Source organism: Pseudonocardia kunmingensis (genome assembly GCF_006716445.1).
Lineage (GTDB): Bacteria > Actinomycetota > Actinomycetes > Mycobacteriales > Pseudonocardiaceae > Pseudonocardia > Pseudonocardia kunmingensis.
In genome coordinates this window covers 482,132-495,482 of the sequence record NZ_VFPA01000005.1, presented here as the reverse complement: position 1 = coordinate 495,482, position 13,351 = coordinate 482,132, and the positions used below count along the sequence as shown (strand labels likewise).

Genomic DNA, 13,351 nt, shown 5'->3' with positions numbered 1-13,351 from the left:
GCGCCGGCGTCCCACGGCCCACGCAGGGCCGCGGGGCCTGCTGCTCTCAGGCCGGGCCCGTGCTGCGCCGGACCAGGAGCTCGGTGGGGACCAGGTCGAGCGCGCTGTCGGTGCCCGTGCCGGCGGCCTCGTCGGGGCGGATGATGTCGAGCAGCAGGCGGACGGCCCGGCGGCCCGCCTCCGGGAAGTGCTGGCGCACGGTCGTCAGCGGCGGCCGGAAGAACTCCGCCTCCGGCACGTCGTCGAAGCCGACCACGCTCACGTCCTCGGGCACGCGCCGGCCGGCCTCGTCGAGGGCGCGCAGGGCTCCGAGCGCCATGTGGTCGTTGGCGGCGAACACGGCGGTGAGGCCGGGGTCGGCGGCGAGCAGCCGCTGGGCCGCGGCGAACCCGGAGCGGGCGCTCCAGTCGCCGCGCTCCGGTTCGGGCACGGGTGCGCCGGCTGCGGTGAGCGCGGCCCGCCAGCCCTCGACGCGCCAGCGTGCGTCGAGCCAGTCGTCCGGGCCGGCGATGTGGTGCACCGTGCGGTGTCCCAGCCCGAGCAGGTGCTCGGTGGCGCGCCCCGCGCCGCCGCGCTGGTCGATGCCGATCGCCGGCACCGGTGCGACCTCGCCACCGCTGCCGCCGCCGAGGACGCCGCCGACGAAGACGGTGGGAACGGGGCGCAGCTCGGCCGTGAGCACGTCCACGGCGTCCTGCTGGGCGGCCAGCGCCACGACCCCTTCGACCGACTGGTCCTGCAGCCGGGCCAGCGCCCGCTCGACGGCGTCGGAGCTGATCTTCTCGACCACGGCGATGCTGACGCCCATGCCCACCGTGCTCGCCGCCTGCTCGACGCTGTAGAGCGTGCTGACCGGCCCGTACAGCACGGTGTCGAACGTGATCACGCCGAGGGCGCCGGACCGGCGGGTGGCGAGCGCGCGGGCGACGGCGTTGCGCCGGTAGCCGAGCTGCTCCATCGCCGCGAGCACCCGCGCCCGCGTGGGACCGCTGACGTGCGGCGAACCGTTCACCACCCGCGAGACGGTCTGGTGCGACACGCCCGCCACCCGCGCGACATCGGTCATCACGGGTGCGGGGGCGGGCGCGGGTTCCACCATGGGGCACATGCTCGCACGCGCTGCTCGTGCGGGAGCCCGCGCGAGCTGCCAGGCTCTCGCGGTATGGAGAACGAGCAGTGGTTCTACTGCCTCAAGCACGGCACGGTGGAGCCGGCCGAGGGCTGCCGGGCCGCCGACCGGCTCGGGCCCTACCCGGACCGGGAGACCGCGGGGCGGGCCCTGGACATCGCGCGCGAGCGCACCGAGGCGGCCGACCGGGCCGACCGGGAGTGGGCGGAGAAGGGCTCCGACCGCGATCCGAACCGCTGAGCCCCGGCCCCGACGCCGACGTCAGACGCGCTCGCGGCGCACCCGGACCACGAGGCCCGTCCATGACACCGCGACGAGGGCGGCCACCAGCAGCTGCGCCGTGAGCAGGTGCTCCTCGGGGTAGACGACGCCGGTCAGGTAGGTGTCGATGAACCCGCGGGCGAGGCCCTGCGCACCGGCGGCGCGGCGGGCGGCGTCCTCCCACGCCGTGAGCGGGCACGGGATGCCGACGGTGGCGCTGATCGCCCCCCAGACGGCGGCCGCGGCGTGCGGCACGACCAGCCACGGCCGGCGCCAGGCGAGGAACCCGCCCAGCGCGACGTAGGCGAGGAACCCGAAGTGCAGCAGCATCACGAGTTCCGCGAGCAGCCGGTACCCCACGTCACGAGGGTGCCAGCTGCGGGTCAGACCAGGTAGGGGATCGTCTGCGGTCCTTCGGGCAGCACGCAGACCCGCGCCTGCGGTCCCGCGGCGGCGAGCGCGTCCGCGACCGTGGCGGCGATGTCCGCGGTCTGCTCCAGGTGGGCGGCGGCCAGGGCGTGGTCGGACAGGTACGAGGTGTGCATCACGACCCTCGCCCGCGTCTGGACCTTGGCCTGGACCTGCACCTGCCACTGGTCGGGCAGCGTCTCCGGCCGCGCCTCGATCGCCTCCAGCAGCGCGCGCGGGGACGGCGCGGACTCCAGGACCTCGCGGTAGGAGCCGTGGTTGGGGAAGCCGTCGCGGCACTCGGCCGCGCAGACGATCGTGCCGCCTTCCCGGACGACCGTGGCGCCCGCGGACATGCCCTTCACCGACTGGTAGAGGTTCTGGTCCAGCGGGAAGCCCGCGTTGGTGGTGACGACCACGTCGAACAGCTCCGGCACCGGGCGCATCGCCAGCCGCTTCGCGCCCTCGCGCGCCGCGGCGTGCATCGCGAACAGCGAGCCGCCGAACGCCTCGACGATCTCCTGCTCGCGGTTGAGCACGACGTCCAGGCCGAAGTCCACCCCGCCGACGGCGCCGACGACGGCGCGGATGTCGTCGTGCACCGGGTTGCCCTCGCACACCGCCCACGTCGCGCTCGGGTGCCCGATGCGCCGCGCGTCGTGCAGGGTGAGCACGGTGTCCAGGCCGGCCAGGCCGGGCGCGACCAGCTTCGGTCCGCCGCTGAACCCGGCGAAGAAGTGCGGTTCGACGAACCCGGTGGTGATCCGCAGGTCCGCCTCGACCCAGTGCCGGTTGAGCCACACCGGCACCCCGTCGCCGTGCGTCCCCAGGTGCACCAGGGACGACGGCTCGCGCGCGTCGTGGTTGAGCACGTGCACCGCGTCGACGACCGCGCCGCCCAGCATCGAGCGGATCTCGGCCTCGGTGTTGCCGCGGTGCGTGCCGGTGGCCACGAGGATCACCACGTCGTCGAGGTCGATGATCCCGTCGAGCTCCTCGAGCACCGCCGGGATCATCAGGTGGCGCGGCTGGGCGCGGGTGCCGTCGCACATGGAGATCGCGACCTTCTGGCCCCGCCGGGCGAGCTCGCGCAGCGGGGGGCCCGCGACCGGGTGCCGCAGCGCCCGGCGCAGCGCCTCCCGCTGGTCGGCGGCGCCCTGCGCGTGGACCGGCTCCACCACGGTGGTGCGCGCGGCGGGCAGGTCCACGGGCAGGCCGGCCTCGCCGTAGGCGAGCTGCACGCGTGTCGTCCCGGTCATGGGACGGCCTCCTTCGCGAGGGTTCGGAGCAGGGGGATGGCGTCGATCTTCTCCGGCGTCAGCTCGGACCAGCGGATGCCGTCCGCGGGCCGGGGGCCGCGCCGGGACCGGCAGTCGATCACCCGCTCCGGGGTGACCACGAGGTCGACGGGCGCGTCGTGCGCCGCGGTGGGGACGGCCCCAGCCGGGCGCACCTGCAGCTCGTGCACCGTGGTGACGACCAGCGTGTCCGGCCCGACCAGGCCGGCCGCCGCGGCGAGCGCGAACTCCAGGTCGGCGAACCCGCCGCCCTTGCCCAGCCGGGCCCCGTCCTCGCCGACGGCGACGCAGCCGCTCACCACGACGTCGACCGGTTCCAGCTCGGCGACGGCCACCCGGCGGGCCGAGCGCGTGGCCCCGGCGATCGACGCGGCGCGCCGCGGCGGGTCGGCCAGGTGGGCGGGGTCGAGCAGGAAGAACGGCTCGGGCTCGGCCAGGCGCGGCACCGCCATGTAGACGGTCTTGCCGTCCTCCAGGGCGCGCTGGCGCACGGGCAGCTGCGCCGAGTCGGGGTTCGCCTTGACGGTCGCGGCCGCGCGCCAGGTGTCCGTGTCCGCCAGGCGCCGGGCCGCGGCCTCCGCGCCGGTGAAGTTGGAGATGCGGTTGCGGGCGCCGGGGAAGCGTGCGACCCCGGCCTGCGACAGCGCCGTCCACACCTCGTCGCGCAGCGCGGACTTGGCCGCGAGCACCTCGGGGTCGCCGCCGGCGTCGTGGTCGTGGCGCCGGCTCGGGCGGGGGCTCACGTGCCGGCCGTGCGGCGGCGCTCGCCCTGGGCACGCAGCCGGGCCAGCACCGGCAGGCCCAGCCGCGGCAGCGCGCCCGCGATCCGCATCGCCCCGGCGCGGTGGGCCGGCAGGGTGCGCACGATCCGCCGCCCGTCGAGCAGGCGGGTGGCCGCGTCGGCGACCGCAGCGGGCGTGAGCAGCCCGCGCTGGGAGAACAGGAGCGCGGTGTCGGGGCTCTCCTGCTCGTCGCGGACGAGGGCGGTGTCGGCGGCGTCGGGGCACAGGGCGTGCACCCGGATCGGCAGCCGGGCCAGGTCGAGCTCGCCCTGCAGGCTCGTGCTGAACGACAGCACCGCGGCCTTCGTGGCGGCGTACACGGCGAGGCCGGGCACCGGACCGTGCGCGGACATGGACGCGATGTTGAGCAGGTGCCCGCCGCGCTTGCGCATCACGCGCACGGCGGTCCGGGATCCGTGCACCACGCCGAGCAGGTTGACGTCGACCTGCAGCGCGATGTCCTCCTCCGGCTGCTCCCATGACTGGCCCGCCCGCAGCACCCCGGCGTTGTTCACCCAGACCCCGACGGGCCCGAGCTCCGCGGCCGCCGTCGCGACCCGGGCGTGGTCGCCGGGCACCCGCGCGTCCGCGGTGACGGCCGTGGCGCCCAGCTCGTCGGCCGCCGCGGCGACGGCGTCGGCGTCCAGGTCGGTGATCAGGACCCGGTGGCCGCGGGCGACGAGGCGGCGGGCGATCTCGCGGCCGAAGCCGCGAGCGGCGCCGGTGACGACGGCGACGGTCTGGTCGGGAGTGCTCACGACGCCACCCTGCCACCCCGCGGCCCGCCCGTCGCCGAGGGGGACTTCCCTCAGGGCCGCAGGACGATCTTGCCCCGGGTGCGGCGGCGCATCAGGTCCTCGTACGCCGCGCGCACGTCGGTCAGCGCGTAGGTCGCCGCCACCGGGACCTCCAGCTCACCCGCCGCGACCAGCTTCGCGAGCTCGCCCAGCACCTCGGCGGTCGCCGACCCGGACATCCCCTCGGCCTTCACCCCCGTCCGCGCCGCCGCGGCGAAGTCGATGATCGTGTTGGTGCGGTCCGGCGCGACGCCGAGCTCGAGCGCGAGGTCGACGTAGCCGCTGCCGAAGGTGTCCACGAACGCGTCGATCCCGGCGGGGGCGGCGGCGCGGACGCGGTCCGCGACGCCCTCGCCGTGGCTCACCGGGATGACCCCGTGCTCGGCCAGCCAGGCGTGGTTGCGCTCGCTCGCCAGGCCGATCACCGTCGCGCCGGCCCGGCGTGCGAGCTGCACGGCCAGCGACCCGACCCCGCCGGCCGCACCGGCGACGACGACCGTGTCGCCCGGACCGGCGCCGACCGCGGCCACCGCGGCGTGCGCGGTCGTGCCGGCGACGAACAGCGCCCCGCCCACCTCCCACGGCACGGCCGGGTCCCGGCGCACCAGGTGCTCGGCGGGCACCACGACCAGTTCGGCGTGGCTGGCGCGGGTGTCCACCCAGCCGATCACCTGGTCGCCCGCCGACCACGTGGGCACGTCCGGGCCGACCTCCTCGACCACGCCGGCGAGGTCGCTGCCCTGGCCGGAGGGGAACGTCGCCGGCCAGACGTCGCGGAAGACGCCGAGGCGGATCGCGTTCTCGCCGGGGTTGATGCCGGCCGCGCGCACGCGGACCAGGACCTCCCCGGGGCCGGGCTGCGGCCGGGCCACGTCCCGGACCTCGAGCACGTCGATCTCGCCGTACTCGTCGAACCGCACCGCACGAGCCATGGTGGCCACTCTCCTTCGTCCTGATCTGCTGTGCCACCCATGCAACCCGCACCGGGAGCGGGGTTCCATGCTGGATCCGGCCGAAGAGATGTGCGAGCGTCTCATCGCGTGGACGTGCTCACCGACATGCTCCAGCGTTCCCGGGCCCGCGGCGCGGCGTTCTCGCACTCGACGGCGCGCGGCGCCTGGGGCGTGCGGTTCCCGGAGGCGGCCCAGCTGGCCGTCCACGGGATCCTCGGCGGCGAGGCCTTCGCGTGGACCGAGCGGCCCGACGACGCGCGCCGCGTGCTGGCCGGCGACCTGGTGCTGGTCCGCGGGCCGTCGCCGCACCACATGGGCCACGCCCCCGCGGCCGACCTCGTGCCGTTCGCCGGACACCCGGCGTCCGTCCCGCCTGCCGGTGGCGCGCTCCGCATGGAGTTCGGCACGGGCTGCGGCGACCCGACCACGTTCTTCTGCGGCGCCTACCGGTTCGAGGGCGACCTCTGCGCGGGTCTGCTCGCCGGGCTGCCCGCACTGACCGTCGTGCGCCCGCGGGCCGGGGCCGGGCTGCGGGCCACGCTCGAGGTGTTCGCGGGGGAGCTGCTCCACGGCGGCCCCGGGCAGCAGGCACTGCTGGACAGCCTCCTGGACGTGATCCTCGTCCAGGTACTGCGCGAGCAGCTCGCGGCGGACGTGGAGGCCGCGCCCGGCTGGTTCCGCGCGATGTCCGACCCCGGGATCGGCGCGGCCCTGCGCGCCGTCCACGCCGAGCCGCAGCGCGACTGGACGGTGGCAGGCCTGGCGGCGGAGGCGTCGCTGTCCCGGGCGACCTTCGCCCGCCGCTTCAGCGCGGTGGTCGGGCTCGCCCCGCTGGCATATGTCACGGACTGGCGGATGGCGCTGGCCCGGGAACGGCTGCGGGCCGACGACGCGGGCCTGGCGGCGATCGCCCGCTCGCTCGGCTACGCCTCGGAGTTCTCGTTCGCGGCGGCCTTCAAGCGCCACCACGGCGTCGCCCCGGGCCGCTGGCGCGCCGAGGCGAGCTGATCCGCCGCCGGGTGGAAGGCCATCGTTGCGGCCCTCCTCCAGGTGTTCGAGGCTGCACGACGTGCTATGGCGAGAGATCCTCGATGCCCGGTTCCCCGACGCGCTGGGCGGGCTGGTCGCGGGCAGCACCGCGCGCGGCGAGGACACCGCGTCGTCGGATGTCGATCTGATCGTCCTGCTCTCCGGACGGCCGGCGCCGATGCGCCGCACGGAACGCGTCCGAGGACGTCTGGTCGAGTTCTTCGTCCACACCGAGGCCTCGTTCGTCGAGTTCGTCGACCGGGAACGTCAGTCGCGCAGATCACCCCTGCTGCACATGTGCGCACACGGGCTCATCGTCTGCGACCACGACCAGCGGCTCGCCCGGCTCCAGGGCCTCGCCCGCGACCGGTGGTCGGCCGGCCCGGCCCCGCTGAGCGTCGGTGAGCTCGACGACCGCCGCTACCGGCTGACCGCGCTCCTCGCCGACCTCGACGACCTCGCCGACGAGGTCGACCCCATCGACCGCACTGCTCTCGCTGCCGCTGTGTTCACCGAGGTGGCGGACCTCGCGCTCGTGAGCCGCGGCCGGTGGAGCGGCGCCGGGCGATGGCTCGGCCGCCGTCTTCGCGACACCGACGCCGACCTCGGCCGCAACCTGGCCTCGGGTGTGCGCGCCGCCGTCCTCGGCGACGCGACGATGCTGGTCACCTGCGGCAGAGCTGAACTCGATCGCCTCGGCGGTCCTCTCGACGCCGGCTACGAACGGCGCGCCTGACACGGATGGCGGCGCCGCCACCTGTCTCGGCTTCCACCGACTGCCATGGCCGTCGCGGACACGGCCTGTGCGAGATCCCGCTCGCGTCTCTCGATCGTCGTCTCGGTGGGCGCGCCGTGCCCGGCTCGCGCCACCCGGCCCCGCCCTCGCCCCGGGGCCTTCCGGGCGATCGCACCCGTCCGCCTCGACCCTTGCGGCAGCGGGGTGGCCGGCTCGGCGGAACCACCGAATATCGTGGTCGTCCGGGCGGCCGTTCCCGGCGCGGGCCCAGGCCGTTCAGGACGAGAACGTTCCCGCTCGGTGGGGGCGCACCTGGCTGTGGTCCCGATCCCGCCCCCCTATGATCGCCATTGCCGCGTTCCGCGGAACGCCGACGAGCCCATGATCACCGAAACTGGTGCCACGGCCGCACTCCTGCGGTCGAGATACCGTTCTTGACGATCACCGAAGCGAACCCGGCCACGAGAAGTACAGCGGCGCGGCCGAAAGAACACTCACGTGCGACTCACACCGATCATGCGGGCACGACCCGCGCCTTGTGCCAGTACGTGCCTTCGGTCGCGTTCCGCGGAACGCAGCCGAGGGCCCGGGAATTGTCCGACCCCGATGCCATCCTGAACCGGAGAACACCCGGTGTCGATCACCGCACTCCCCACCCCGCCGCAGACCACCGACATCCACGTCCTGGAAACAGAACTATTGAGTCTGGCCGGGCACATCGCCGCCGCCGAATGCCGGTTCCTACAAGTACTGGCCGAGTTCGACGACCGCGACGGCTGGGCCGGGGCCGGGATCCGCTCCTGTGCGCACTGGTTGTCCTGGCGGGCGGGCCGGGATGAGCCTGCGCACCGCCGCCGAATACCTCCGCGTCGCGTGCGCAACCCGCAGGGCGCACCGCCCGGAACGCGGGCCTCGAGCCGCTCGACGACGAGAGCGAGGCCACCCGATGAGCCGCCAGCCGGCGGGAGGTGGCGGTGCACGCGGGACCGCTGAGACTGCCGAACGACGAGAAGAACGGAAACGACATCGTCACCGTCTATACAAAGGGTCGCGTGAGCAATGAGGTGATCTCAGCGACTCGGCCGTAAGCGGCGGTGTTCGAAGTGGGTGAGCACGAGGGCGCCCTGGACGATGTCGCCGATTCTGCTCGGGCTGACGGTGATGTGTTGCAGTGCCCGCCAGCGGCCGACCAGAAGAGCGAAGCCCCGTTCGCCGATGCATCGTGTGGCGCGCAGGAGCACGTTGTAGGCCTGGTTGTCCGGGGCCAGGATCTGGCCGCGGCCGGGCTGCTTGATCGGGGTGTACACGCCCTGGCCAGCGCCTTCGTAGCCGGAGTCGGCGAGGGTCGGCAGCCCGAGTTGGGACGCGGCCCAGTACAGCGCGCCGAGAACACCGCCGTCGCGGGCGACGGCCATGTCGTGGCGGTGCCCGGGCGCGGCATCACCGACCCAGATCGGGAACCCGTCCGGCCGCATCAGCGCGGGCACCAGGCCGCCGGGCTGGTGGTGTTTCCCGGAGTACCAGGAGTTGATCGTTTTGCCTTTCTGGCTGGTGGTGGTCGCGGCGGCGCGGTCGGAGCGGAACAGCTTCCCGTCGAGCACAACGTGCGCCCAGCCCTGCTCGGTGACCCGCTCCAGTGCCTCGTGCAGACCTGGGGCGGCCGCGGCCAGGACGGTGATGGCCTCGTCGCGGTAGCGGTAGGCGGTCGCTCGAGAGATCCCGAACCCGGCCGCCAGCACCGTCATCTCCTCGCGCTTGCGATACCAGACCAGCACCATCAACGCCTGCTTCCAGCAGCTCAGCGCCCTGGCTCCGGTGCGGGTCCCGCGGGCGCGGCGCTCGGCGCGCAGCCGCCTGGCGAGCATGGCCACCAGTTCACGGGGGACGTCGAGCATGGCACGATACGTGATCACGTGGGGTCCTCTGGTGAAGATCGACTTTGGCGAGCGTTCTTCTACCAGCGGGCCCCACGCCCATCTCCGGGGCCATGCTCCGCGGCGCCAGCACACCCCATCGCGGGATCACGCAGTCGATCTTGCTGAGATCACCTCAATGATTGGCAGAGCTGTCGCGGGGCTTGAACAACTGATAATCTGGAAATCATGGTGAGCGCCGGGTCAGGCTCTGTTGCCCGCGGTTCTCCGGAATCGAGCGACCTTCCGGAGCTCGGGGTGGCACTCGAGTTCCGATACGGGTGGTGCACTCTCCGGCTGGCGTCCGGTCCGCACGAGGTGTCGATCAAGGCGACGACGATGCACGATGCGTTCGCCGACCGGGCGGACCACATGGAGCACTGGGGGTGGGACTTCCCGGTCGCTCAGTACGAGGTGCTCCTGCGGAACCGGGCGCTGTACTAGGCCGGCTGACGCCCCGGCGCTACGCCAGCCGCGCGGCCGCCACCGTCAGCCAGCGGTCGACGTCGTCGGGGCCGTGGTGGCGGATGGCCCAGTCCACCTGCCGCAGGCCCATGTGCGCCCAGTAGGCCCGCAGGGTGGCCGCGCCGTCGGGCGAGGCGCCGAACAGGTCGTCGATGCGGTTGTCCAGCCAGCGGGTGGCGGCCGCGCGCGCCGAGCGGTCGGCGGCGCCCGTGCCGGGGACCGCGAGGTCGAAGCGCAGGGTGACCAGGGCGAAGCGGTGGTCTCCGCGGCCGACCGAGTCCCAGTCGATGACGCCGGTGACCGTGCCGGTGCGGTCGACCAGGACGTTGCCGGGGTGGAAGTCGAGGTGCACGAGGTCGTCGCCCGCCATCCGCGACGCGTGGCCGGTGCCGATGCGGCGGACGAGGTCGAGCAGGCGGCGGGTGCGCTCGTCGTACTGCGCGAGCGACTCGTGCAGGCAGAAACCGGGGCCGCTGCGCAGCAGGTGCAGCTCGGCGGCCGGGACGTCGCGGCGTTCGCGCAGCAGCCCCGCCCCGCGCCCGGCGATCGCCACCATCTCCTGGACGAGCGCGAGGTCGACGCGGGTGGGCGGCTCCCCGGGCAGCCGCTCCTGCACGACCGCGATGCGCTCGGGCAGCCGGGCCACCAGCGCGTAGCGGGGCGCGGGGATCCCCGCGTCGCGGGCGCGTTCGAGCAGGGCGCCGGTGCGCGCGACGCGCGCCCACGTCGCGTCCGAGGCGCCGCCCCAGTGCGTGAGGACCTCCTCGCGACGGCCAGGGCGCCGCACGAGCGCGGCCCCCACCTGCCCGCCGGGCAGGGGCCCGACCAGCTCGAACTCCTCCCCGGTGTGCGCGCGCAGCGCGGCGACGAGCGCGGCGGCGTCGAGGCGGGGGACCGGTGCGAGCGGGGTGGCGGCGGGCGGCGGCGCGGCATCGGGCACAGCCCGCGAGCTTAGGGCGATCCGCGCCGCCCCGGGCCGGGTTTCAGCCGTCCGCCGCGCGCAGCCAGCGGCAGCCGTAGGGCGGCAGGGTCAGTGCCATGCGGCCGTCGGCGTCGACGGGCACGGGCTCGGCGCGCGGGTCGAGGACGTCGTGCAGGTGCGTGCCCGCGAGGCCGGTGAGCACGGGTGCGACCTCGACCTCGGCGTCGGCGAAGTGGTGCAGCACCACCACCGCGGCGCCCTCCGCGTCGCAGCGGTGCGCGAACACCCCGCGCGCATCCGGGCCGGGGTCGAGCACCGTGCACCGGCCCCAGGCCAGCTCCGGGCAGGCGCGGTAGCTCTCGACGAGCAGGCGCATCCAGTGCAGCAGCGAACCGGGGTCGGCCTGCTGGTCCCGCGTGGCGGCCCAGTCCATGTCCGAGCGCACCGCGAAGCGGCCGGGCAGGCTCAGGTCCTCGGCCATCCCGATCTCCTCGCCGTAGTAGAGCACCGGCGTGCCGGGCAGGCTGAACAACAAGCTGTAGACCATCCGGATGCGCCGCTGGTCGTCGCCGAGCATCGGGGGGAGGCGGCGGCGCAGACCGCGACCGTAGAGCTGCATGTCCTCGTCGGGGCCGAAGGCGGCGAACACCTCCTGGCGCTGGGCGTCGGTGAGCTTGTCCAGCGTCAGCTCGTCGTGGTTGCGCACGAACGTGGCCCACTGCCCGTCCTCGGGCGGGGCGGGGCGCCCCCGCAGGGTCTCGGCGAGGGGTTCGGCGTCGCCGCGGGCCAGCGACAGGTAGAGCTGCTGCATGCCGATGAAGTCGAAGCACATCGTCAGCTCCCGGGTGGCGCCCCCGCCGCCGTCGTGGCCGAAGAACGCCATCGTCTCGGGGTAGGACAGGTTCACCTCCCCGAGCAGCACGGCCTCACCGTTGCGCCGGCGCAGGAAGGCGCCGAGGTCGGCGAGGTAGTCGTGCGGGTCGGGCAGCGCGGTCGCGTCGTCCTGGCCCGAGGTCTCGAGCAGGAACGGCACCGCGTCGACGCGGAACCCCGACAGGCCCAGCTGCATCCAGAAACCCATGACCCGGGCGATCTCGTCGCGGACCGCCGGGTTGGCGACGTTCAGGTCGGGCTGGTGGGAGTAGAACCGGTGCAGGTAGTACTGGCCCGCTTCCTCGTCGTAGTTCCAGACGCTGGTCTCCTGGTCGGGGAACACGATCCCCTGCGGGCCGTCGGCGGGCGGCTCGTCCTGCCAGACGTACCAGTCGCGGTAGCGCGAGTCGCGGCTGCGGCGCGCGTCCTGGAACCAGGGGTGCTGGGCCGACGTGTGGTTGACGACGAGGTCCGCGATCACCCGCATCCCGCGGTCCCGGGCGGTGCGGACCAGCTCGACCATGTCGCCGAGGGATCCCAGGCGCGGGTCCACGCCGTAGAAGTCGACGATGTCGTAGCCGTCGTCGCGGTCGGGGGTGGGGAAGAACGGCATCAGCCACAGGCACGTGACGCCCAGCCGGTCGAGGTGGTCGATCTGCTGGATGAGGCCGCGGATGTCGCCGCGGCCGTCGCCGTCGCCGTCGGCGAACGTCTCGATGTCGAGGCAGTAGACGACGGCGTTCTTCCACCACAGGTCCCCGGTCTGCGTGAGCCTCACGCCGCCGCCCCCCGCAGCTGGGGCAGGACCTTCGCCCCGAACGCGTCGACGAACGCCTCCTGGTCGGCGAGCTCCTTGCCGACGTGGTGCAGGGCGATCTCGTCGAAGCCCAGCGACGCGTACTCGGCGAGCTGCGCGGTGTGCGCACCGAGGTCGTGGGAGATCAGCACGGGGCCGTGCAGCGCGCTGCGGGGGACGTGCGCCGAGACCGCGTCGAACACCGCGGCCGAGTCGATGTCCCAGCAGGCGGGCGGGGGGAAGACGTTGCTGCGCCACTGGTCGTGGGCGAGCGCCTCGGCCCGGTCGGCGTCCGGGTCCCAGGACAGGTGCACCTGCAGGTGCAGCCGGCCGCGCCCGCCCGCGTCCCGGTACGCCGACACGATCTCGCGGAGCGTCTCGACGGGCTGGTTGATCGTGATCAGCCCGTCGGCCCACTCCGCGCACCACCGTGCTGTCGCGGCGCTCACGGCCGCGCCGACCAGTGGTGGGGGCTCCTCGGGCAGGGTCCAGATCCGGGCGCGGTCGACGCGGACGAGCCCGTCGTGGCTGACCTCCTCGCCGCGCAGCAGCGCCCGGATCACCTCGACGCACTCCCGCAACCGGGCGTTGCGGACGTCCTTGCGCGGCCACGGATCGCCCGTGACGTGCTCGTTGCTCGCCTCGCCGGTGCCCAGCGCGGCCCAGAACCGGCCCGGGTACATCGCGGCGAGCGTGCCGATGGCGTGGGCGACGATCGCCGGGTGGTAGCGCTGGCCCGGCGCTGTGACCACGCCGAACGGCAGCGCCGTCACCTGCAGCGCGGCGCCCAGCCACGACCAGGCGAACGCCGACTGGCCCTGGCGTTCGCTCCACGGGGAGATGTGGTCCGACGACATGGCCGCGTCGAACCCGGCGTCCTCGGCGCGGCGCACCGCCGCCAGCAGCGCGCTCGGGTGGACCTGCTCGTGGGAGGCGTGGAAGCCGAAGAGCACCATGGCCGCTTCTACCCCGTCCGGGTGATCGGGAAT

General features: G+C 74.4%; 13 protein-coding genes. 3 read left to right on the top strand and 10 right to left on the bottom strand.

The features are described from left to right. Positions 1-46: 46 nt before the first annotated feature. A complete protein-coding gene (locus FB558_RS35910; RefSeq protein ID WP_142061471.1) occupies positions 47-1,099 on the bottom strand; it encodes a LacI family DNA-binding transcriptional regulator in 1,053 nt (350 codons plus the stop codon). A gap of 63 nt (positions 1,100-1,162) precedes the next feature. On the opposite strand from FB558_RS35910, the gene FB558_RS35905 reads away from it, so the two are divergent. Further along, complete coding sequence (locus FB558_RS35905; RefSeq protein ID WP_142061468.1) at positions 1,163-1,369, top strand: hypothetical protein; 207 nt, start codon at positions 1,163-1,165, stop codon at positions 1,367-1,369. A gap of 21 nt (positions 1,370-1,390) precedes the next feature. Here FB558_RS35905 and FB558_RS35900 read toward each other — a convergent pair whose 3' ends face one another. Genes FB558_RS35900 through FB558_RS35880 form a run of 5 tightly spaced genes read right to left on the bottom strand, consistent with a single transcriptional unit; the run spans position 1,391 to position 5,607 of the window. Beyond that, positions 1,391-1,750 carry a DUF2784 domain-containing protein gene (locus tag FB558_RS35900; RefSeq protein WP_142061465.1) on the bottom strand — a complete coding sequence of 120 codons (360 nt, stop codon included), beginning with the start codon at positions 1,748-1,750 and terminating at the stop codon, positions 1,391-1,393. A gap of 23 nt (positions 1,751-1,773) precedes the next feature. After that, positions 1,774-3,057, bottom strand: coding sequence for a nickel-dependent lactate racemase (larA, locus tag FB558_RS35895; RefSeq protein WP_142061462.1), 1,284 nt, complete (start codon positions 3,055-3,057; stop codon positions 1,774-1,776). Further along, complete coding sequence (locus FB558_RS35890) at positions 3,054-3,839, bottom strand: 5-formyltetrahydrofolate cyclo-ligase (protein WP_142061459.1); 786 nt, start codon at positions 3,837-3,839, stop codon at positions 3,054-3,056. The genes larA and FB558_RS35890 overlap by 4 nt, the downstream gene beginning before the upstream one ends. Continuing rightward, positions 3,836-4,636, bottom strand: coding sequence for an SDR family oxidoreductase (locus FB558_RS35885; RefSeq protein WP_142061456.1), 801 nt, complete (start codon positions 4,634-4,636; stop codon positions 3,836-3,838). Before FB558_RS35885 ends, FB558_RS35890 begins: the two co-directional genes overlap by 4 nt. A 50-nt stretch (positions 4,637-4,686) precedes the next feature. Then, on the bottom strand, positions 4,687-5,607 hold the full coding sequence (locus FB558_RS35880) for an NADP-dependent oxidoreductase (RefSeq protein WP_142061453.1): 921 nt from the start codon (positions 5,605-5,607) through the stop codon (positions 4,687-4,689). Between the two features lie 108 nt (positions 5,608-5,715). On the opposite strand from FB558_RS35880, the gene FB558_RS35875 reads away from it, so the two are divergent. Both FB558_RS35875 and FB558_RS35870 read left to right on the top strand, forming a co-directional pair. After that, positions 5,716-6,636 carry an AraC family transcriptional regulator gene (locus FB558_RS35875; protein WP_170231702.1) on the top strand — a complete coding sequence of 307 codons (921 nt, stop codon included), beginning with the start codon at positions 5,716-5,718 and terminating at the stop codon, positions 6,634-6,636. A gap of 61 nt (positions 6,637-6,697) precedes the next feature. Further along, complete coding sequence (locus FB558_RS35870; protein ID WP_142061446.1) at positions 6,698-7,393, top strand: nucleotidyltransferase domain-containing protein; 696 nt, start codon at positions 6,698-6,700, stop codon at positions 7,391-7,393. A 1,070-nt stretch (positions 7,394-8,463) separates the two neighbouring features. Here the strand turns inward: FB558_RS35870 and FB558_RS35865 are convergent. The 4 genes from FB558_RS35865 to FB558_RS35850 all read right to left on the bottom strand — a co-directional run bounded on the left by FB558_RS35865 (position 8,464) and on the right by FB558_RS35850 (position 13,318). Continuing rightward, on the bottom strand, positions 8,464-9,306 hold the full coding sequence (locus FB558_RS35865) for a transposase family protein (RefSeq protein ID WP_170231701.1): 843 nt from the start codon (positions 9,304-9,306) through the stop codon (positions 8,464-8,466). Positions 9,307-9,769: 463 nt separating this feature from the next. Next, entirely contained in the window at positions 9,770-10,711 is a 942-nt protein-coding gene (locus tag FB558_RS35860; RefSeq protein ID WP_170231700.1) for a phosphotransferase, read from the bottom strand. Between the two features lie 43 nt (positions 10,712-10,754). After that, positions 10,755-12,344, bottom strand: coding sequence for an alpha-amylase family protein (locus FB558_RS35855; protein WP_142061440.1), 1,590 nt, complete (start codon positions 12,342-12,344; stop codon positions 10,755-10,757). Continuing rightward, on the bottom strand, positions 12,341-13,318 hold the full coding sequence (locus FB558_RS35850) for a TIGR03885 family FMN-dependent LLM class oxidoreductase (protein ID WP_142061437.1): 978 nt from the start codon (positions 13,316-13,318) through the stop codon (positions 12,341-12,343). Before FB558_RS35850 ends, FB558_RS35855 begins: the two co-directional genes overlap by 4 nt. Between the last annotated feature and the right edge of the window lie 33 nt (positions 13,319-13,351).